Raw genomic sequence first — 23,101 nt, forward strand, 5'->3', positions numbered from 1 at the left:
GGCAACCCTGGGGACAATCACGGCGGCAACGGTAATCCAGGCGGGAATCCGGGTGGCAATGGCAACCCTGGTGACAATCACAGCGGTGGTGGCAATTCAGGTGGTAAACCTTTAGAAGGGGACTACCCTGCTCCTTAAACCTCTTCAGGCGTAACAATATGAAGTTAAGAATTATCGACTTTTGTATCTAAATTCTTAACTTGAGATTTTATCACCCTCAATAATTACAGCCTTGCAATACATTTATCTTCACGGGTTTGCTTCTAGCCCTAAATCTGCTAAAGCGCTGGCTATGGGCGATCGCTTTACTAAAATTCCGATACAACTAAACATTCCTGATCTCAATGCTGGTGATTTTTCTGGGTTGACAATCACGCGCCAACTAAATCAAATAGCAGCAGCATTTCCTCATGATTCTGAACCCGTTACATTAATAGGCTCTAGCTTAGGTGGTTTGGTATCTGCTCATTTGGCGCAGCAATATCAACAAGTGGAACGCTTAATTTTGTTAGCACCAGCTTTTGGGTTTTTATCTCATTGGTTGCCTAAGCTAGGAGATGAAGCGATTAAGCGCTGGCAACAAGAAAAATATCTCATGGTTTACCACTATGGGGAAGGGCGATCGCTCCCTCTAAGTTACGATTTCATCACAGATGCAGAGCAATACCAAGAGGATATATTGCAACGTCCGGTGCCAACGCTAATTTTACATGGCAGGCAAGATGAGGTCATTCCAATTACCGCTAGTCACCAATTTGCACGCTCTCGTCCTTGGGTAGAGTTAGTAGAACTCGATAGCGATCATGCTTTAGGCAATGTCACAGGAGAAATTTGGCAAGCAATTCACCTCTTCTGTCAGTTACCGTAAAGCGGTAAAATATGAGACCAACCTACAAGCAATTTTCTCAGTTATTTGTTTTATTGACCAATGACTATTAACTAAAAATTATGCTTCCTTTTATTCGGTCAGATTTAGCCCAATTTACGGCTTACAAACCTCACCCTAGCAGCAATACAGCAGAACCAGTCACCACAAAGTTTGATCGGCTGGATACAAATGAAAGTCCTGAAGATTTACCACCTGAACTAAAAGAAAAATTAGCCTGGACATATCAGCAAGTTATAGAAACAAATCGCTATCCTGATGGCGGACATGAGCTACTGAAAGATGCGATCGCTGAGTATGTAAATGAATCGGCTAATCTTTCTTCAGCCTTGTTTACTGCTACTAATATTTCTGTTGGTAATGGTTCCGATGAACTAATTCGCTCTTTATTAATTGCTACTTGTCTGGGAGGAGAAGGTTCAATTCTAGTAGCTAATCCCACTTTTTCGATGTATGGGATTTTAGCTCAAACCTTGGGTATTGGAGTGGTGACAGTTGGCAGAAATCAAACCAATTTTGAAATAGACATAAAAGCTGCACAAACAGCCATCACCCAAACTCAAAATCCACCGATTCGAGTAGTTTTTGTTGTACATCCGAATTCTCCCACTGCTAATCTACTGACTGCGGCAGAATTAGCATGGCTCAGAAGTTTACCAGAAGAAATTTTAGTAGTAATTGATGAAGCTTACTTTGAATTTAGCCAAAATACTTTAGTGGGTGAATTGGTACAGCGACCCAATTGGATCATTTTACGAACTTTTTCTAAGGCTTTCCGTTTAGCAGCATTGCGTGTGGGTTATTGTATTGCTCATCCAGAAGCGATCTCCATTTTAGAGAAAGTCCGCTTGCCTTACAATCTTCCTAGCTTTTCACTGGCAGCAGCATTAGTGGCTTTACAAAATCGTCAACTTTTGCTTAGTTCAATTCTACAAACACAGAATGAACGCGACAAACTTATAGCAACCTTGGCGCAACATCCAGCCTTACAAGTAGCCGAAAGTGCCGCTAACTTTGTTTATCTACGTCTCCAGTCAAATAATTCTGATTCACAGAATACTACTTTACAAAGTCTTCATCAACAACTCAGAAGTGCTGGAACTCTTGTCAGACTACTGAATGAAGGATTACGAATCACTATTGGGACTCCAGAAGAAAATTCCCGTACCTTGGAAAGACTACAAGCAGCTATGGCAAATTTTGAATACTTAGTATCTAGCAGTTTATGATAACTAGTAATTAAATCTACCATCAATTTCACTGCCCAAACGACGTACTATCCCTACAGTTTGGGGAAAAACACCCACTAAAAGTGCAAAGGCTTCATCAGGTAAATCAGCCACCATTTCTGATGGAAAATATTGGTCAAACTGATCTAAAATCTTCTGCACTCGCTGTTGCGGAACCGGATTTTCGGTAATTTGCTTAATCAACCGAATCCATTGTCGTCGAATCAAGTAGGCTTTCTGGCGTTCCTCATAAGATTCTGGACTTAATAAAGATAAATTGCCGATACGCAGAACCATCTGGCAATCGCTGTCGTAATCTCCACCAACCGCTGCTCCCGGCCCAGCAAATTCTGCATGGTAGCGTTTAAAAAGTATTAACCCATTCCGCTTCCGACTATTGACAATAAAAACCTTTCCACTATGCAGAAGTGTCAAGATATCCGAGCCGTATGATTGCTCAGTTCCATCTGGCATAACAAGATGGTCAAGAAAACTGGTGTCGGGGTAATAAGTTGATACCATAGCGGTTTGATAGCGCATGTGCTTTTCGCTATCCATGTTTTTTATAACTTTTGAATAATTTGGTAGTGGGATGCACGTTAAGCAGTAACTTGGTGTTAAATCAAATTAGTTTTTTGCTTATCTTACTATCAAGAACTTTTTGTTCAATTTAATAATAGAGATGGATGAGATGTCACTCATTAATTATGTAATCATATTTTATGAGATATGGCTGAATTTGTCTTTAAACTAAACTATAAAAAAATTAAAGTTTCTATAAAGATGAATAAATTAAATACAAAGTTATTATGAGGGAATTTTTATTTAGGGTAATTTTACTGATGGCTTCATCATAGTAGATATTATATATTGAGGAGTTTTGATTATTTTATTATTAAATAAAGTATAAGTAATTATTTTATATTAAGTCTAGAATTCCAATACAAGTCTGTGCATTATTGACCAATAATTTTACGCTTTACTTTCTCTTTCCTTTCTCTACACCTAGTTTACAAATCCACTTGGATTATTACATTAAATATATTGTATGGCTATTTATGTAAAAATCCCTTGAACTAGAGTTGAAAAATCAGTCTAATTTGGCTCAATTTGTTTTGAGGCGATTTGCACAATAAAAAACTAACTTAGACTTAAAATATAGCCCAAATATCCTAAGTGTTTTATCCTAGGCATACTAGAATTTAGTTACATAAATTTGAATGAAAACTGCCTTCAGCATATTTACATCCCATCCCACAATATAAAATTTAGTCAGAAGAATCGAAATTTAAGTGTTTGTGTAAGAAGATTTGACGAGAACGTTGGAGAAAGAATAAATTCCAATTAGATTCTACTTTATACATTTTGTAACCTAATTTGAAATACAACTGTCGCGCTTGATGGTTATCTTCTAAAACATGGAGATATAAGTCTTTAAAACCCCATTCTTGGCAAAGTGTTTCGCAACTCAGTAGTAACTTTGAAGCCACACCATTTCGACGATATTTTTGGTCAACAGCTAAATTAGATAGATAAAGGAAACTTTTGCCATTTTGTTTCCATGAATCCTGGAAACGCAAGCCCAGTTCTACAGTTCCCACTAAATTATTAGCGCCAGTAATAGTAGTGTCAACAGCAACTAAACAAATGTGGTGGGGTGCTGGTGATGATAAACGATTTCTGAAATCTTCGTAAATACCCAGACGTAACAATGGAAAAGCCCATCCCCAGAAACCAGTTTGAGAGTGAAAGCTTTCGGCAATAATCTGGGAAATAGCAGTCAAATCGGTAGGTGTAGCCGCACGAATTTGGAATTGTTGAGAAGCTTGATGCGCGGCTGATGTCAGTGGTTGTTCGTGAGATGAGTCAAAAAACCAGGATGTCAAGGTTAGTTTATTATTAATTGCATTTTACAAAAATTTTCTCAAATATTCTAAAACACCGTTTGCTACTGTAAATACAATTGTTTTTTGTAGTTTAATGCCAATAAGTTATTTGGGTGTTCTAGGTTCTTCTGTAAGTTAATAACACACTCAGCATCCTTTTGGGGAATTCACAACATTAATTGTCACAACCAATAACATAATCTCAGCAATTATGATCTATCGCTGCTAAATGCTCAGGATTGTCTGTGGGGAATATTATCTAAATCTTGATTGAGTTAGGTCTTTGACTGCTTGTAGGGGAAATTTAGTCCTGATCGCTGACTGATGTCGCTGCTTAGTTATATAAATAAGTAAAGTTACAATAATCTACTTACCGTATTTATACTGAAAAAATCAGGCAAAATATTTTTGAGATATATATTGTACTTATTTGGCGATCGCTTAGATAAACTAAGTACATGCTGTAATAGTTAAAGCAGCATTAATCTGTGGCAGCCCCATGCCACTTGTCTAACTGCTGGTTATGATTGCTAAATTAGAATAAATAGTTAGTCTAATAGTATACTTTGCCTTTAATACTCATAGTTGTGACCTAGCTCACTCTTCCATGACCAACATAAATAAAATTTACCTGCAAATGTTATTACACCTGCAACAAAGGGCAAACTTAATATGCAGCTTCAGTTAGCTTTTCCGCCAGACCTGAATGCTGTGTGTATTCATCAAAAGTCTTCACGGGAGGTGAAACAACACTTGAAAAGCAAGCATCTACTCTTTAGTACCAAAATTGACCATTCCACTAAATCCGCTGTATCAGAGCAAGTGGCAAACATTACCAGCTATTGAGGCTAATTACTGTGAGTAGATACTCTTACACCCAGCATTTGTATAGCCATACAACCCAATTGGGCAAAATGCTCTGCTCTTACCTGATTCAGAAAAATTACCTCCTGAGCAGATTATTCTTTATTCAACTGCTGTTGCAGCAGGAAAGCGGTGCATGAAATCTCAAGTAAACAGTAAGCCGAAAATTTTGGTTGTTGATGACGAACCAGACAACCTAGATTTGCTTTACCGTACTTTCTATCGTGATTATAAGGTGTTGCGGGCAACCTCTGGCCCTGCGGCATTAGATCTGTTGGCAGAAGAAGGAGAGGTCGCAGTGATCATCTCTGATCAGCGAATGCCAATTATGAGTGGTACGGAATTTTTGAGCCTGACAGCAACTCAATATCCAGATATTATTCGGATTATTTTGACTGGCTACACTGATGTTGAAGACTTAGTGGAAGCAATCAACGCTGGTAAGGTATTTAAATATGTCACCAAACCGTGGGAAGCGGAAGAACTCAAAGCTGTGGTACGCCAAGCCTTGGATACCCACAATGTTCTGAAAGCTCGTACCCGCGAACTAACTCGTACACTCCGACAAGAATCACTGCTGAATACTGTTACCAACACAATTCGCAGTGCTTTAGACTATCGGCAAATTTTGCAAGCAATTGTCGATACAGTTGGTCACATGTTAGAGGTAGATGTTTGCCTGTTACGTCCTTTTCAAGATGAACAATTAGTAGACGAAGGGTTTATTTACCAAAAACCGCCCCAAGCTGAAACAGAGCAAGTATCAGGGATTTCAGGAGAAGATGTGTCAGCCGCATCTTTCTTACCTTCGGCTGCTTTGTTAGCCCAAACTGTTTGGGAAACTCGTGAAGTTCAGGTAATTTACGATGTTGCTACAGATGAGCGAATTCAAGGAGAAAATTCCGAACTACAACAAAGAGGAACAGCTTTTGCTACTGCTAATATTTACTCCAGCTTAGTTGTACCGCTAATTTGTCAACAAGAATTGTTAGCCGTTTTAGCACTACATCAGTGTTACCAGTCTCGCCTCTGGGGAACTGAGGAAATTCAGCTAGTGACAATGGTGGCAGATCAGGCCGCTTTAGCTTTATCTCAAGCTTATGCTTATGAACAGGTACGTGCTTTAGCGAAGCGAGAAGCGTTAATTAATACAATTACAACAGCAATTCGCTCTAGCTTAGACCCACAAGATATTTTTGCTGCTATTACCCACAAATTAGGCCAAGCCTTACAAGTTGACGGCTGTGCGCTGTCTTTATGGACAGAAGAAGAAGAATCTGTCCAGTGTGTTGGTTTATATGATAGTTTTCAACATTCTGACCATTCGCTCAAGCCAAGCCAAAATTTTAATTTAAATACTAATCTTGACTTAATATCTCAAAATTTCCCTTACTCGACGCAAGCTCCTATTAAAGATAACCCTCTGTTACAAGAAATTTTGCGGACACAGGAGCCGATAGTAATTTCTGATATGAGTGTCTGTCCCTTAGAACTGAAGGGATTTGATTTGCCTTTGAAAAAGCCAGCCCGATCGCTTATGGTTGTGCCTTTATTAGCTGATGGCAAATGTATTGGGAGTATTACCTTACGGGAAGGGCGAAAAGTTCGTGGATGGGTATCATCTGATATTGAACTCGCCAAAGCAGTGGCCGCACAAGCCGCGATCGCTGTCCAGCAGTCACGTCTCTATCAAAAAACCCGTGAACAAGCAGAGCGTTTATTGGAACTAGATAAACAAAAAACTGAATTTTTCCAAAATATTTCTCATGAATTCCGCACCCCAATTACCTTGATTCAAGGGCCATTAGAATCTGCGGTAGCTGCTGGGGAAGGTCTATCTCATGCTCAAAGTGCGATCGCGTTGCGTAACTCTCGCCGTCTGCTGCGATTAGTCAACCAATTACTCGACTTACAACGCCTAGATGCTGGCCGAATGCAGCCGAGCTTTCGTCCCTGTGATTTAGTGGAATTTGTCAGCCAAATTGTTGAGTCATTTCGTCCCTACTGTGAGAAAAAACAACTGCATCTAGCAACTGATTTTACTGCATGTCCCAAGGTTTACTTAGATATGGAAAAATTTGACAAAGTGGTTTACAACCTCTTATCAAATGCCATGAAGTTTACACCTGAAGATGGCACAATTAGCGTTACACTACAAAATCAAGACGAATACTGCATCCTCCAAGTAAAAGATACAGGAATTGGCATTATTCAAGAACAAATTCCCATGTTATTTGAGCGATTCCGCCAAGCTGAAGGCTCGGAAAACCGTTCCTATGAAGGTAGCGGACTGGGTTTGGCTTTAGTCAAAGAATTAGTAGAACTGCATGGCGGTAAAATCACTGTAGACTCAGTTTATGGTGAAGGAACGACTTTCACATTATGGCTGCTCACTGGCTATGATCACTTACCAATCAACCAAGTATTAGAAACACCTGCTGAATTAAATACTAGCCGTGCCACTGTTGAATTAGCTGATTTAGAACTCATCGAAGCCACTACTGAAAAGTTAGAACATATCTCCCCTAATCACAATTCAGCACTCAACAACACCAGGTCGCTCATTTCGGCAGAGCCATCAACGCCGCAAACTTCTAAACACTCTATCTTAGTTGTAGACGACAACCCAGATTTACGAACTTACGTATCCGATATCATCCGCCGCAATGGCTATCAAGTCCACACGGCTCGTAATGGTTATGAAGGGTTTGGTGTAGTTCAAGAAATTTTACCCAGCTTGATTGTTACAGATTTGATGATGCCTTTGGTAACTGGGCTGGAAATGATTCGGATGATTCGCTCTGATGAGAAATTAAAAGGAATTCCAATCATTTTGCTTACAGCCAAAGTTGATGAAGAAACCCGTATTGAAAGCACAGAACATGGTGCAGATGCCTATTTAGCCAAACCATTTAATGACAGAGAACTTTTAGCAGAGGTCAGGAATCTCTTAGCCTTGAAGGAAAATGAACGACGAGTTGTAGAATTAAATACTTATCTAACAGAATCAGTTCTCAAGCGTTTTTTACCAACTGTGTTAGTGCAGAAAGCCGCAGCAGGGGATTTAACTTTAGATTTACGTCCAGAACCACGGTTGATTACAGTTTTGTTTAGTGACATTGTAGGGTTTACTCAATTAGCCAATACTCTTAGATCTCGACGGGTGGCAGAATTGCTAAATGAGTATTTAGAATGTATGACCAAAGTTGTGTTTGATAACGGCGGTACTGTAGATAAATTTATGGGAGATGCGATTTTGGCTTTATATGGAGCGCCAGAAGAACTGACTCCTAATGAACAGGTACGTCGAGCTATTAATACAGCTAGAGCAATGCACCGCGCACTCTCGCAGTTAAACCAGCGCTGGCGAGAGCAAGGTGTATTTGAAAGTGATGGACGTTCTAGTGTACAGTTTCGCTGTGGTATTCACCAAGGTACAGCGGTTGTGGGTATGTTTGGTAGTGCAGAACGCGCCGACTATACGGCTATTGGGCCAAGTGTGAATATTGCTGCTCGATTGCAAGCTGCTGCTGTTCCCGGTACGATTTTAGTTTCGGCTGCTGTGGCAGATTATTTGCAGGATGAAGAAATTACCAAAGGTAGTCCACTGAAACTTAAAGGAGTTGATGAAACTGTCCTGACTTTTGCTGTTTCGCCAGATCTAGTAGTTAATCGCTAAGATCCAAACGGAGTCTTTAAGCTTTGCTAAAGACTCTGAATTATATTTGGCTTCGGTGATATGACAACGCCTGTTGCAGACAAAACTCCTGTTCCACCCAAGATTTGGAGACGACATAACGATCCTCCAAGTTTGTGGATTTTTGTCACTATTAGTTCAGTTTCCCTGCATTTGTTGATTTTCTGGCTGATGCGCTCTTCTAATGTGTTTGGATTATGGTTTCCACAGCAAAGTCAAGCTATTGTTCCTATCGAGTTGGTAGAAATTTCTCCCACAGCAAAATCAAAATTACCGACAACAACAGTCTCACCCAAACCAAATATCTCATCCCAGCAGAATGTAGCCAGAACTTTGCCAGAAACAGCCAAAAATATAGCTAGAAATCAGGATTCTGAAACCAGCATTCTGAATCGGAAGGAAGTTGTTTCTTCAAAAAACCCCAAACCATCAGTCAAAAAATCTGTTTCACAACCCAAACCCAAAGCACAAACGACACCAAAACCCAGTTTTACACCTGACTTGACTAAATCTACGCCAATTCCCAAACCTACACCGACAATTCCTATTGCTAATCTTCCTTGGAATCGCCGACAAAGAATTATCCTCGGAAAAGGAAAACCATTACCAAGCGGCATTCCTTCAGAACAACCAACAAATTCGACCACAGGAACAGAGAATAATCCCCGCACCCCAATAGGAAGTCCTTCTCCAGGTTCCACCGATAATACTTCTAACACGCCTCTTCAAAGAAATCCTACTACTTCTCCAAGTCCTACTAATAAAACTTCACCCATTCCCACAAGAAATACTCCTCAAACTCCTACAGACAAAAATCCCACCACTTCTGAACAAGCTGGCTCGACAATCACAATAGTGCCTTTCGCTGATCAGGAAATGCGTCAACTAAGCAAAGATTTACCTGATGTTCTGGCTAAATATCAGGGAAGTGGTACGAAAACATTAGCAGCGAATTCCCTCGATGGCGAAAATGGACTTGCACCTGCACAACTTGTAGCCAGCTTCGTAATTGATAAAAATGGTAACTTTCAACAGGCTGTAGTCATAGAAATACAACCTTCCAACCTCCAAAGCGAAAAAAATCTATACCAACAAGCAATCAACGAACTTTTTAGGAACGAGAAGTTTACCCCAGCCTACAATCAAGATGGCAGTAAACCAGATTTGAGTAATCTCTTTGTCAAAATTACAATTCAACCTGTCAATTCTAATTAGATGTTTGAATTTTCTGCAAAATAGTGTTATTATGTTTAAGTTGGAAATTTGCGGGCGTAGTTTAGTGGTAAAACTATAGCCTTCCAAGCTATTAATGCGGGTTCGATTCCCGCCGCCCGCTTAAAGAGTATTTAAAGCTTTAATATTTTAATGAAAACCAAGGTGATTTTAGAGCTTCACCACAGTAATTACAACTAATCCCATTTCACGAACATCCTCCTATGCTTGTCTAAATTTTGCGATCAAGCCTATATGCAGTAATCAATGGGAGAGTGCGATCGCCAGTAATACAGATGCTGCAAATGCTGCTGCGGCTCGAATATGATTCCAGAATGTCCAATCCCTTAAGTAACTAGCCCATAGCTCCAAACCGTTAGTACTATCAGGTTTAACCAATGCTAGTGCTTCGTTTAGCGGAACATTAAAGACAATTGTCACGCCTAATGTACCGAAGAGATAGAGTAAACTGCCAACAAGCAAATAGATAGCACTCGTTCGCTGCCACCTAAACAACAAGGAAACTAAAATAAAAATGCAACCTGCTCCTGTTCCTAAAAATACTGTCATAAACAATGGATTAATTACCGTAATATTGATTGCCTGCATAGCGGTAATACCCTGTGTCGGTTGAAGTCGGGCAAGAGCGCTCATCACGAAGGTCGAAAAAGCAAAGAAAACTCCTGCGATCAACCCGCAACCAAGTACAGCAAACAACTTCAATAAGAAAAACGAGTGGTCAACAGTTGCCATAAAGCTACCTGTAAATTGTTTAACAACATTACTTTGTAGTGAATTGTGTGATCAATTTAAACTACTGTATGAAAGAATTTCAATATTGTCCGTTTATGCCCATTGTGCCATGTTGGGCAATTAACCACGTTGTAATTCATCCCGCCTATCTAAAAATGGGCATCGTCACGTAAGCAGCGTTATATCTGCAAAGACTGTGGTAAACAGTTTTTGGAAAGGTTGAATTCGTAATGTTTTTCAACGCGAAGTATCGCTGAGGTAAACGCAAAATTACGCAGAGTTTTTATTTAAATTCTAAGGAGGCGGAATTTCCAAATCTTTACAAATTTTGACAGAAAAAATATCAATTCAACCAAAAAAACTTATTTTCTAAACTGTTACTCCTTCTAATTGTTCATCAGTCAATTCATATAACTGACGCAATTTATCTAACTTATCTTGATCCGCCTCCCAGAAACCGCGCCCAGAAGCTTCTAACATTCTGCTAATAATATTGCGGAAAGCTTCAGGGTTGGCTTTGCGTAATTTATCTGCCATTTCTGGGTCTAAAGCGTAGGTATCAGCAGCTTGGTCATAAACCCAATCATCTTGAAAATCAGCAGTACCACCCCAACCAATTAAGGCTGTCATCCGTTGCGAAATTTCAAATGCACCGCCAGAACCTTGATTTGCCATTGCTTGCGCCCATTTGGGATTTAGCAATTTTGTACGATATTCCATCCGCAGCAAATCATCTAAATTGCGGGGTGTGGTATCTTTCGAGAAACTTTCGACAAAGCTAGTAGTTACCTTTTTACCGCTTTGTTTTTCGGCGGCTTTTTTCAAACCGCCAGTGTTGGCATAATATTCTTGAATATCAGTTAAACCATATTCTACCGAATCAATTTCTTGGACGATGCGATCGCTTGTTTTCAACAACTGATTCAGCACCTCTGGTCTAGCTTGGCCTTTATCTTGTCTTCCGTAGCTAAACACATTGCGGCTTTGCCAAGTATTACCTAACTCATCACCAGATTCCCAATTACCATCCACCACCCTATCATTTACCAAAGAACCAAAATCACCCGCAGGATTAGAAAATAATCTCGCGGAAGCATTTTCTACACCTTGCGCCTTTAAAGCTAAAGCGTGTTTCCGAATAAAATTCTGTTCTTCTGACTCATCCGCCTCAGCCGCACGTAAAAATAAATCATCTAATAATTCGATGATATTCACAAAACTATCTCGGAAAATTCCCGATAAATTACCCAACACATCAATACGCGGATGTCCTACCTCAGCCAAGGGTTTTAATTCATAACGGACAATTCGGCCAGTTCCTTCCTTCACAGGTTCAGCACCAACTAATTCCAGCAGAATTCCTAACGACTCACCCTTAGTTTTAATCGCATCTAAACCCCACAACAACACCGCCACCGTCTCAGGATATTTCCCATGTTCTTGTAAATGCTGGGCGATAATTTTCTGGGCAATTTCCCTACCTCTTTCATACGCAGCAGGTGAAGGCATTCGATAAGGATCTAACGCATGAATATTTCTCCCCGTAGGTAAAACCCCAGCACCATCACGTAACAAATCACCACCAGGCGCAGGCGGAATATACTCCCCATTTAGACCCCGCAGCAAATTTGTTAACTCATCCGTAGTTTGCATCAATAAATCTCTAATTTCTTTCTCTTCGCCCTGTCTTTGTGATTCACCAAAATAAGCCTCCAAATACGCCGCCATCTCCTCCTCATTTGGTGCTTCACCCAAAGTATGCAACCCAGAAGAAAACAACCTATTTTCCAAAACTTGCAAATATTCGTACAACTTCACCAGATAATCATCAAAAGCATGAGCGCTAAACATTCTGATATTTTCTGGCGTAAAAGGAATGCCCAACTTTTTCGCATCCTCAAACGGACAATCAACATCTAAACCCGTATCGACAATCTTTTTACAAATCCCTTCCTTCAGCACATAATTCTTTTTCGGGTCTTCTCGATACTCTGCAATTAAATCGCGCAACGCCACCAATTCCTTATACAAACCTGCACGACCATAGGGTGGTACATTGTGCGAAATTAACACCCCATAACCGCGACGCTTTGCCAAAATTGACTCTGAAGGATTATTTGCTGCATATATATATAGATTAGGCAAATCACCTAACAAAATATCCGACCAAGAATAACCAGTATTCCCTAAAGGCGAACCCGGCAACCATTCTACTGTGCCGTGCATTCCAAAGTGAACTACAGCATCAGCTTGCAACTCATTTTGCAACCATTTATAAAAAGCGGCGTATTGGGGATGCGGAGTTAAATCGCGTTCAAACATCAACCGCATTGGGTCGCCTTGAATGCCTAAGGGTGGCTGTAAACCTATCCACACATTTCCTAACTGCACACCACCAATGTGCAATTCATCTCCATAAGTTTTAATTCCGCTACCTGTTAAAGATTTCCATTGTTTTTCAACGCGAGATGTGCGGAGATATCCTAACCATTTTTCTAATTGACGGGCATTAACAGTATTGGGGAGTGGGGAGTCGGGAGTAGGGAGTCGGGAGGAAGTTGTTTCTAGTTCCTCATCAGCTGCTTTCACTTGACGAATTAATTCTTCCCCATCTTCTGGGATGTCGCCAACGTTATAACCTTGGTCTTTGAGGGCGTGAAGGAATTTAATTAAACTACGGGGAACATTCAACAATGCAGCTGTACCAGCTGCACCGTAACCAGGGGGGAAACCATATAAAATAATGGCAATTTTACGTTCCGATGCTGGTGTTTGCCGTAAAGCAACCCAACTTTTGACTCTACCAATTAATCGCTGTACTCGTTCAGGTATGAGATAAATATTTTCGCCTACCAAACCGCCAAGGGGAACGGTATCAATTGCCCCATCGAGTTCTGGTAAAGCATATAAAACTACACTTTGTAAGCCGCCGACACCTTGGCGTGTCCAAGAATGTATATCTTGAATTAATAAGGGTGCGGCGACAATGTAAGGCACATTTTTAGCAGTCAGGATGCGCTTTGCTACTTCTACCTGTCGTCCTGCTTCCATTGAACCAGCAGGGCCACCCACTAAAGGAAAACCAATGGTGGAAACTATGGCATCAACTTTAGCTGCTTCTGGGGAAAGAGAAGGAGTTTCAATATTATTAAGTTGCCGTTGTTGCTGTTCGTAGTCTGTCGTCATCCAATCTCGTACCGCTACGTGTCCCTCTACTCCATTGATGAAGATGGGTAAGGGAATTAAGCCAGCTGCTTCAAAGCGGCGAATTAGTTGGGGAATGTATGGTTGTTTGGTGATGACGTGTTTACGGTAAAGCAAAATTCCAACAACTGCGGACTGAATATTGTTTTTCCTCCCTGTTTCCTGTTCCCTGTTCCCTGTTCCCTTCTTCTCATACCATTCCAAGTATGCTTTTGGCGATTCAAAAAACCCTTGATAGTCGGGATGCAGTAATCCCATGTTGGGGGTTTCGACTGGTGGGGGAATGTCGCCAATTTTTAAGCCTAGATATTTTTCTGCTAATGTCCAAAATAAAGAAGCGACGTTTTCTGACCCGCCAGCATTCCAGTAACCATAAATAATTAACCAGTTGCGTAAGTCTTGGACTTTCTGCACTGGGACGAATTTTAAAAGTTTCGGGCCGATTTTTAAGAAGCTGATGTAACCTGCGAGCTTGTCTTCTTCGCGTCCGTTGCTGAATTTGTCGAGGATGAATTTAACTGGTTTGGGCATTCCTTTAGGTTTGTCACCAATGACAAAGTCCCCCAGCTTGGTTAAACTCATCAATTCTAAAGCTGACTCAAACACAAGCCGGATGGGAACTTGACTAAGGCGATCGCGCAACCACACAACTTGGTCATAATCAAATAATAAGCTGCCAAAAAATACGTCAGCGTCATGCAGCGCTGCTTCTACTTCCGCACGCTTATTGGTAATATCGCGATCGCTAAACACCCGAATGTCTAAATCAGGACAGCGAGATTCAGCTACAGTTGCCGCTTTTCTGTATAAGTCAGCGTTGAACGATTCAAACCCAGCAATCAAGACGATCCGTTTCATGCCCGTATAGCTACGCAATATTTCTTTACTTAAATTCTAATCGTCGTTGCAGGTTGATTGTGAAACATCTGTCTTGAGTTCACCACGAAGAACCGAGAATTCCATAATTTGGCATTTTGGCAGATTTCCTCAAGTCTAAGTTGGTATGGTGATACTCGCGAATGTCTTTGTGCGACAATTACCGACTTGCAGAATCCCTCGGCTAACTACCGGGGGGCTTTTTTAGATATAGCGTAAAAATCCTGGGCAAAGATTACCGAGAAGATAGAGGTTGTATAGTTTTTTTACTTTAACTGAACACTTCAGACAAATTAAGCACAAAGTTTAAACATGAAATTAGATATTTATCTAACTAGTTTTATTGTTTCTCAAATTTTAATACTTTTTTTATAAAATAAATTTTGTTTTACTGTTAAATTGAGCCAAAAATCTAACTAGTTTTATACAAGTTGTTTAAACCAAAATGAAGAGCGATCGCTTGAATATTTATTTGGGCGATCGCTTGAAAATCTAGAGGAAATTATGTTGACTATTTATCATCAAATCATTTGATGTCACCAGTGAATGTAAAAAATGATAACTAACCATTAACGTGATTTAATCTTTTGATAACGAAGTTCACTGCTTACCAAGCAAATATATTTTTATTCTCTCGCTTCACTACTATTTGAGAAATCCAATTAAGATTTCTAGATTATAATTAGATAATATAAATAACTTTGCCAAATCAATTTCTTGCATAAATTAGTAAGTAGATAGTTTTTGATGATTAACTAAATTTATTAATTTAATTTGCTCAATGAATCACTATTTAGTGGCTATGGCAAACTGTAGAGGTAACGCCTAAATTCTCGCGAACAGAATTAGCAACCTGAGCAACAAGTGTAACTTCGCCTTTGTTGTTAAAGACCCAACCAGATGCAGGAACTAGAGAGAGGCTATTAAGTGTCTTAGATGGTTTGACAGCGGGAGTTCGTGATTGATGCTGTGGCTTTGCGGCTACAGTGCGGCGTGTATCTGACCACACTGCATCGCTATTGAGATTGTCATTGGGACTGGGAGGTAAGCCACCACGCCCAGCTACGGTGAATTGGTTGGCTACTTGTTCTGCTTGTGTACCACAACCTTGAGCGATTAGTTGGGAAACATCTACTAAAGTTTGTGGTAAAGTAGTCAAACCTTGAGTCGGATCAACATCGGGGTTGTTGATGTTCACAACTCCATTCACACCAAAAGTTGAACTGGCAGTAATATCACTTTCGGGTGTTTCAAATTGTCGTGGTTGAATACCAAAAATACTTCTTGCAGTAATATTAACTTGACCGCCATTACCTGTAAAAGCATTGGCTTTGATGTTGCTATCTTCTGAGGGGATAGCCACAATAAATGGAGCTTTGATATTAATGATGCCGCCATTACCACCAGCATCTTGAGTTCCTGCTGTGGTGGAGATTAAACTCTGGCGGCGTAGAAGTAGCACCTCATTTAATGTGAGCGTGATATTACCACCATCACCAGAGGCTGTTTCAGCAATTAACTTGGCTTGATTGTCTAATTGGACAAACCGCGCCTTGATATCTAAATTGCCGGCTTGTCCAGAGCCTTCACTACTTACTGATAATTCTGCGCCATCTCGTACCGACAAGCGATCGCTATTAATAATTAAATTACCAGCTTTCCCAGAAGCTTGAGCATCGGTAAACAAAGTACTTATGACACTTTCACCACCAATATTAGCTGCACCCACAACGTCTATCGAATCAGTAGCTTTGATATTCAAGATTCCCCCCGCCCCTTCCCCAAAAGAAGCAGAACGAATTTCTCCGCCATTCTGCACTACCAACTCAGAGTGAAAGTAGCATTACCGCCAACTTGACTAGAACCAAAATTAGCAGCAGAGATTCTGGCTCCATTTTCCACAGTCAGCAGTCCAGTTGTAATATTCAAGTTGCCGACATCGCCTGTAGCACCAGCCTCAGCACCGATAAAAATTCCACTCCGATTACTATCGGAGAATGAAGCAGTAGCTTGCGAAGACGTTCCACTGACAAGAATTGTATCTAAAGCTTGAATCGTTATATTACCGCCTTTACCGCTATTGCGAACAGAGGTGGCTATCTGTGCGCCACCCGTAATAATCAACTTTTGTGTTTCAATATTTAAGCTTCCGGCATTACTTGGTTTTGCTATAGATTCTTGAGCAACTTGAGCAAAAATCCCACTAGGCTGCTGACTATCGATGAGATTTCTGCCACGCAATTCCACAGAATTTGCCGCTTTGATACTGATATTTCCTGCTTGACCCGACCCAAAAGTGGAAGAATCTATAGTTGCACCATCTCGAATGAGCAGTTTTTGAGCTTCAATTGTGATATTGCCAGCGTTACCTGTAGCTAACTCCAGAACTTGAGAACCTATACCACTGGGAAAAAAACCGTCTGGGGTTGAACCTGTCAATTCCACCAACTCTGAAGCTTTCACCTGGATATTTCCAGCATCCCCTTCACCCAAAGCAAAAGTTGCTAGAAATGCACCACCATCAATAGTGAAATTTCTGGCATTGATTGACAAATTATCTTGTCTGCCTTCACCAAAGCTATTAATAAATACTAAAGAACTGTCGGTAAGTTTGACATTCCCACCTTGGAAATGAATATCACTACCATCATTACCGCTGCCATAAATAATCGCAAATTGAGAAACTTGAATATCTCTAAAGCCTTGTACACCTGAATAGTCAAAGGCATAACCTTTCTCAATTTCTGTTAATTTAACTAAACCTGTACCAACGCTACCCAGTTCAATTCTGCCTGCTGTTGTTGTCAGATTCCCTCCTTCTATTGCTACATCACCTCCTATCAATGCCAAGGTTTTACCAATAGGAGCTTTTAAACCAATAGGGTTAGGAGGATCAGCATCAGTCATTTCTCCATTCGGGCTGGCTTGGGACTGATTAACAATACTACCGACATGAGAACCAAAGTTTAAACCTATCGGAGCGCTGACTGTTAATAATGGGTCAAGAGTATGGTTTGTAGCACTAAATTCTTTACCATCAGCAAACTTAATACTATTGGCAGTACTGGCGACAAAGGAACCACCAACATTTAAGCTGGCATTGGGGCCAAAAACCATTCCACTAGGATTAATTAAAAATAGATTAGCTGTGCCATTAGCTCTGATGATGCCATCTATATTAGAAATTGAGCCACCTGTTATCCGTGCAAAGATGTTTCTGACTGCCGAGTTATTGTTGAAAAAGGCAGTATCGCCTGTCATTGCAGCGGTATTAACAGAGAAGGAAAATTCTTGAAAGCTGTGAAATAGGTTTGTACCTCTAAGCGTGCCGCCCTCAATGATTCTGAGATTACCAGAGTTGCTGACAGTGGTATTTACAGGGAGGGTGTTATCTGGAATGATGTCTGCAACGGCTTGGTTACAAGCAAACAACCACAATATTGCCGTGCAATTCCATCTCCAAAATCGCATCAGATAGTTTACCTTTATCACGGCGATCGCACCTTAATTACGTAACAAAACTGTAAAAATCCAGAGATTTAGATCCCCGACTTTTTCAAAAAGTCGGGGATCTATGTTTTTGAGGAAAAGTTAAAAGTTAGGACTGTTTTTTCAGGTGCTTGCGGTGTTGCAGTAGCGATCGCATCCCCAAAGCGCCTACACTCAGTAAACTAGCCGCAACAGTAGATGGTTCGGGTACTGGTTGACTACTGTTTTGCTGGTCAATAGCAAATGTTCCACCGCCACTAGCCTGACTAGGAAATATACCGAAAATTCTATTAACTCCACCGAAACCTGTTAAATTATTAATCAGCCTAGAATCGTCAGACTGAATAAACCAAACTACGTCAGGCTGATTACTAGGTGTTCCTGCTAAAAAGCTAACATCATACCTCAAGACGTTACCCGAAAAAAAATTGATTTCAGATTCAGATGGATCTAAGAAATCCTTTAAGAAATCTAACGTAACGTCAGATCCACCATCAATATTCAGATCACTGATAGTATTCCCACCAGTTTCAGTCGTCAATCTCCTAACAGTTAAGTTTCCTAATGGACAAGGATCTTGACCACAAATGGCTAAATTATTTATATCAGAACTAGCCAATGTAATATTAAAATTTTGAACTGCTCCTGGAAAATATCCTAAATTGTCATTGCCTAAACCAGGTAAGGATTCAGTAACAGTAGTGTTTACATCAAAAGTAACGACTGGGCCGTTCATTGAAGCACCAGAATAACGCAATCTTTGCGCTTGAGCAACATCTGGCATCATACTAACTGTAAGAGTCATTAATGTCGCTGCTCCGGCAACTTTCTTCAAAGCATTGTTAATCATGGAAAAACTCATCTAATTATTTAACTTATCTTTGCAATTGATTGCAAAGATAAAACTTGAAAAACTCATAATTAAAGATGCGTACTGAACTCTATCCAATTCAGTATTAACCCTGTTGTTGCTGCATGGAAAACAGCAGTTCATTATTGTGATTTAAGCACAAATAAGTAAATATACGATATATATTTTGGAATTTCTTTGTATTTACTTTATCAAATCTACATATTTTTATAAGTAGTTTAGACGTAAATATTTATCGTTATCAATCAATTAACAATCGTCTAGATGGTTATCAATCTACTGATAACCTGCTGCTTGCAATAAAAATAACTTGGCGTAAATTCCCCCAGATTTCAGCAACTCTTCATGAGTACCTTGTTCTTGGACTTCCCCGTTGTCAATCACCACAATTTTGTCAGCCATTCTAACAGTAGAAAAGCGGTGAGAAATCAAAAACACCATTTGATTTTGCGTCAAGGTACGAAAATGATTAAAAATTTCAAATTCAGCTTGAGCATCAATAGCCGATGTAGGTTCATCTAAAACTAAAATATCTGCTTGGGTACGCATAAAAGCACGAGCAAGAGCAATTTTTTGCCACTGTCCACCAGATAGTTCTTGTCCACCTTTAAACCAGCGACCGAGTTGAGTTTGAAAGCTTTGAGGTAATTTTTCAATAAAAGATTGTGCTAATCCTTTTTGGGCTGCAACTTGCCAACGATGTTTATCTGCGAGATTTTTGACATCACCAACACCAATATTTTCACCCACAGTAAATTGATAACGCACAAAGTTTTGAAAAATGACACCAATGCGTCGCCGTAATATATCAATATCCCATTCTTGTAAGTCCAAACCATCTAATAAAATTCTCCCAGAATCGGGTGTGTAAAGTCGGGTGAGGAGTTTTATTAAAGTAGTTTTACCGGAACCATTTTCCCCAACAATTGCTAGTTTTTCTCCTGGTTTTAAATGTATGTAGATATTTTTTAAAGCTGGTTTATTACTACCAGGATAAGTAAAAGATACATTCTCAAAGCGAATCCCATCTTGGGGCGATAAACCTTTGGTAGCGTAACCCCAAGGCTGAGTAACTTTTTCTTCTAAGAAGTCGTAGAGGTTAGATAAGTATAAGTTGTCTTCGTACATCCCACCAATGGAAGTCAAGGCGTTAGAAAAAGTCGATTGTCCTTGACGAAACACGGTGAGATACATGGTCATATCTCCTAAAGAAATTTTACCCGCCACGGCTTCTATAACAATCCAAGCGTAGGCGATGTAAAAAGCAACAGTACTCACTAAACTCAGCAGATATCCCCAAAGTCCGCGCCGCAGAGTTAAATCTCGGTCTTCACCGTAGAGTTGGCGAAAAACTTCGCGGTAACGTTCTAACAGCATCTCTCCTAGCTGGTAGAGTTTGATTTCTGTTGCAAAGTCTTCCCGTGCTAAGAGATTTTCGATGTAGTGCTGTTGACGAGTTTCCGGCGCACGCCAACTAAATAAGCGAAAGGCTTCACCAGCAAATCTAGTTTCGGCAATGAACGCAGGCATGGCTGCTACGATTAAAACTATGACAGCCCAAATGGAAAACTTTACTAACAAAACGCCGTAGGTAACAAGCGACAAGGCGTTTTGAACTAAGCCAAATGTGCGGTTAACCAAAGAAAGCGGTCGGACTGAAGCTTCGCGCCTCGCATTGGTTAATTTGTCATAAAATTCTGAGTCTTCAAACTGATGCAGTTCTAAAGTCAGGGCTTTTTCTAAGATGAGAACGTTTACCCGCTGACCAAGTAAAACCCGCAGTAAAGATTGACAAACAAGCAAACCGCGCTGACTACCGGCTAATAAAATAACTGCGATCGCTTCTAAGCCAACATACCATAAAGGATGATAACCACCGACTGCATTACCTTGCGCCGCCAATAACACAGCATCTACAATGAGTTTACCAATGTAGGCGATCGCAGCTGGTAAAAGTCCCGCCACTAAAGTTAACGTCGCCAAACTCAACGTCAAACCACGGCTGGTAGTCCACACTAAATTTATTGCCCGTCCACTGTAGCGAAAGACAGACAGAGATTGTCGCAGAGTGTTTCTTACTTTTTTAGTCCCCATTATTATTCTTATAGCGTAGAAACACCGAGTTGGGGTGATAAGTAAATAAAGAGAATAACTCTTAACTCAACACAACGTATACTACGGATACATTCTGCCTGTAGCTTGATATGAGCCTGTGCATCAACCCCTTCTGCCCTAATCCAGAAAACCCGGACAATGATAATCATCGCTTTTGTCAAAGTTGTGGTTCCCAACTACTTTTAGAAGACCGCTATCGGGTTATGCGCCTGTTAAGTGATAAAACTAGCTTTGGCAAAATCTATGAAGTCTACACTAGGAGTACGCCAAAAATTCTCAAAGTACTGAAAGAACAACTCAATAACCACGCCAAAGCAGTGGAACTCTTTCAGAAAGAGGCTAATGTTTTAAGTCAATTAAATCATTCAGGAATCCCCCAAGTTGATGGTTATTTTCAATATCAAACCAGCAATGGATTCAAGCTCCATTGTTTAGTAATGGAGAAAATTGATGGTGTTAATTTAGAAGAATGGCTACAACAACAAAGTCACCAGCCCATTTCGGAAAAACAAGCGATCGCCTGGTTAAAGCAATTAGCAGAAATCTTGAATATAGTTCATAGCCAAGGCTGGTTTCATCGTGATATTAAACCAGCCAACATCATGTTACGTAACAATGGACAATTAGTTTTAATTGATTTTGGCACTGCGAGAGATGCAACCCATACTTATTTAGCCAAATTAGGCGAAGGAAATCAAATTACAGCCGTATTTTCAGCAGGTTATACCGCAACAGAACAAGCCTGCGGTCAAGCTGTCCCACAATCAGATTTTTTCTCCCTAGGGCGCACTTTTGTTTATTTATTAACGGCACAATATCCACTACGATTTTATAATGCTCGTGATGATGTTTTAAACTGGCGACCAGCAGCAAATGTCTCCCCAAAATTTGCTGAATTTTTAGATAATTTGATGGCAAGAAAAGCCGCAGATAGACCACAAACTCCTGAAATCCTATTGCAACAACTGCGACAACTAGAGCAGACAACAACACTCAAAACCACCAAAATTTCTCGTAAATTTCCTAGAGTAATAACTGTAGGAACTCTCCTAGTTATGGCAGGAGTATTAAGTTATGGATTATATCAATTGCCTAGACTGACATTTATACATAACAATCAATTAGAACATCTGCAAATAGACAACACTCTAAAATCTCACTCACACTACGTTAAAACCCTGTCTATCTCTCAAAATGGTAAAACGTTAGTCAGTGGTAGTAGTGACAAAACCATCAAAATTTGGAATTTAGTAGATGGCAGTTTAATTCGGACAATATCTGGTCATAATAGTGGCGTAATTGCAGTGGCTATTAGCCCAGATAATCAGACTTTAGTGAGTAGTAGTAATGACCAGACTATCAAAATTTGGAACTTAGAAACTGGGACATTAATTCACACTCTGAAAGGACATGAAGGTGCAGTTTGGTCAATTGCTATTAGCCCAGATGGACAAACTTTAGTAAGTGGTAGTGGCGATAAAACCATCAAAATTTGGAATTTAAAAACAGTCCAGTTAGTTAAGACACTCACCAGCCATTTGAGTTCTGTAATGTCATTAGCAATTAGTCCTGATGGTCAAACATTAGTCAGCGGTAGTAATGATAAAACAATTAAAATTTGGAATTTAACCACAGGTGAATTAATGCGGACAATCACAGGTCATGATGATGCCGTTATTTCTCTGGCTATTAATCCTGATAATCAAACATTAGTCAGTGGTAGTAATGATAAAACAATTAAAATTTGGAATTTAGCCACAGGCGAATTAATTAAGACACTGACAGGTCACAACGCAGAGGTTTTTTCTGTAGCAATTAGTCCTGATGGCAAGACTTTAGCTAGTGGTAGCGGTGACACTACAATTAAACTATGGAATTTAAATGATGGTAGCTTAATTCAGACACTTACAGGTCACACTACTACTGTTTATTCTGTAGTTTTTAGTCCAGATTCGCAAACATTAGTCAGTGGTAGTAGTGATAGAAGTATCAAAATCTGGCGAATTCAGCAGTGAGATA

13 protein-coding genes, 1 tRNA gene and 1 pseudogene are annotated in these 23,101 nt (G+C 40.1%); 7 read left to right on the plus strand and 8 right to left on the minus strand.

All coding sequences use genetic code 11. The features are described from left to right. Positions 1-232: 232 nt before the first annotated feature. The gene (locus NCWK1_RS19835) at positions 233-868 is read left to right on the plus strand and encodes a YqiA/YcfP family alpha/beta fold hydrolase (RefSeq protein ID WP_187308190.1); all 636 of its coding nucleotides are present in this window, start codon (positions 233-235) and stop codon (positions 866-868) included. A gap of 80 nt (positions 869-948) precedes the next feature. Further along, entirely contained in the window at positions 949-2,115 is a 1,167-nt protein-coding gene (locus tag NCWK1_RS19840; RefSeq protein WP_103125896.1) for a histidinol-phosphate transaminase, read from the plus strand. 3 nt (positions 2,116-2,118) lie between these two features. On the opposite strand, the gene NCWK1_RS19845 is transcribed toward NCWK1_RS19840, so the two are convergent. Both NCWK1_RS19845 and NCWK1_RS19850 read right to left on the minus strand, forming a co-directional pair. Then, positions 2,119-2,673 (minus strand): hypothetical protein, encoded by a 555-nt coding sequence (locus tag NCWK1_RS19845; protein WP_096578729.1) that lies wholly within the window; start codon positions 2,671-2,673, stop codon positions 2,119-2,121. Between the two features lie 710 nt (positions 2,674-3,383). Continuing rightward, a complete protein-coding gene (locus tag NCWK1_RS19850) occupies positions 3,384-4,001 on the minus strand; it encodes a GNAT family N-acetyltransferase (RefSeq protein ID WP_103125897.1) in 618 nt (205 codons plus the stop codon). Between the two features lie 1,000 nt (positions 4,002-5,001). On the opposite strand from NCWK1_RS19850, the gene NCWK1_RS19855 reads away from it, so the two are divergent. From NCWK1_RS19855 to NCWK1_RS19865, 3 genes are all read left to right on the plus strand, one after another. Then, the gene (locus NCWK1_RS19855) at positions 5,002-8,544 is read left to right on the plus strand and encodes a response regulator (RefSeq protein ID WP_103125898.1); all 3,543 of its coding nucleotides are present in this window, start codon (positions 5,002-5,004) and stop codon (positions 8,542-8,544) included. A gap of 60 nt (positions 8,545-8,604) precedes the next feature. Next, positions 8,605-9,777 (plus strand): hypothetical protein, encoded by a 1,173-nt coding sequence (locus NCWK1_RS19860; RefSeq protein ID WP_103125899.1) that lies wholly within the window; start codon positions 8,605-8,607, stop codon positions 9,775-9,777. Positions 9,778-9,827: 50 nt separating this feature from the next. Continuing rightward, positions 9,828-9,898, plus strand: a tRNA-Gly gene (locus tag NCWK1_RS19865). A 140-nt stretch (positions 9,899-10,038) separates the two neighbouring features. Here the strand turns inward: NCWK1_RS19865 and NCWK1_RS19870 are convergent. After that, a complete protein-coding gene (locus NCWK1_RS19870) occupies positions 10,039-10,527 on the minus strand; it encodes an anthrone oxygenase family protein (protein WP_103125900.1) in 489 nt (162 codons plus the stop codon). Between the two features lie 165 nt (positions 10,528-10,692). On the opposite strand from NCWK1_RS19870, the pseudogene NCWK1_RS30615 reads away from it, so the two are divergent. Beyond that, positions 10,693-10,758: pseudogene (locus NCWK1_RS30615) on the plus strand (IS1/IS1595 family N-terminal zinc-binding domain-containing protein); the annotation flags it as partial. 138 nt (positions 10,759-10,896) lie between these two features. On the opposite strand, the gene bchH reads toward NCWK1_RS30615, so the two are convergent. The 5 genes from bchH to NCWK1_RS19890 form a co-directional block, all read right to left on the minus strand. Then, positions 10,897-14,589 carry a magnesium chelatase subunit H gene (gene bchH / locus NCWK1_RS19875; RefSeq protein WP_103125901.1) on the minus strand — a complete coding sequence of 1,231 codons (3,693 nt, stop codon included), beginning with the start codon at positions 14,587-14,589 and terminating at the stop codon, positions 10,897-10,899. Positions 14,590-15,400: 811 nt separating this feature from the next. Continuing rightward, complete coding sequence (locus NCWK1_RS30225) at positions 15,401-16,426, minus strand: S-layer family protein (RefSeq protein ID WP_245894952.1); 1,026 nt, start codon at positions 16,424-16,426, stop codon at positions 15,401-15,403. Then, entirely contained in the window at positions 16,426-18,078 is a 1,653-nt protein-coding gene (locus tag NCWK1_RS30230) for a two-partner secretion domain-containing protein (protein ID WP_245894953.1), read from the minus strand. Before NCWK1_RS30230 ends, NCWK1_RS30225 begins: the two co-directional genes overlap by 1 nt. A 127-nt stretch (positions 18,079-18,205) precedes the next feature. Next, a complete protein-coding gene (locus NCWK1_RS19885; RefSeq protein WP_146034012.1) occupies positions 18,206-18,946 on the minus strand; it encodes a hypothetical protein in 741 nt (246 codons plus the stop codon). Positions 18,947-19,243: 297 nt separating this feature from the next. Beyond that, a complete protein-coding gene (locus NCWK1_RS19890; RefSeq protein WP_103125903.1) occupies positions 19,244-21,061 on the minus strand; it encodes an ABC transporter ATP-binding protein in 1,818 nt (605 codons plus the stop codon). A 110-nt stretch (positions 21,062-21,171) separates the two neighbouring features. On the opposite strand from NCWK1_RS19890, the gene NCWK1_RS19895 reads away from it, so the two are divergent. Further along, on the plus strand, positions 21,172-23,097 hold the full coding sequence (locus NCWK1_RS19895) for a serine/threonine-protein kinase (protein ID WP_103125904.1): 1,926 nt from the start codon (positions 21,172-21,174) through the stop codon (positions 23,095-23,097). Positions 23,098-23,101 lie beyond the last annotated feature (4 nt).

Origin of the sequence: Nostoc cycadae WK-1 (assembly GCF_002897135.1) — a bacterium.
Lineage (GTDB): Bacteria > Cyanobacteriota > Cyanobacteriia > Cyanobacteriales > Nostocaceae > Nostoc_B.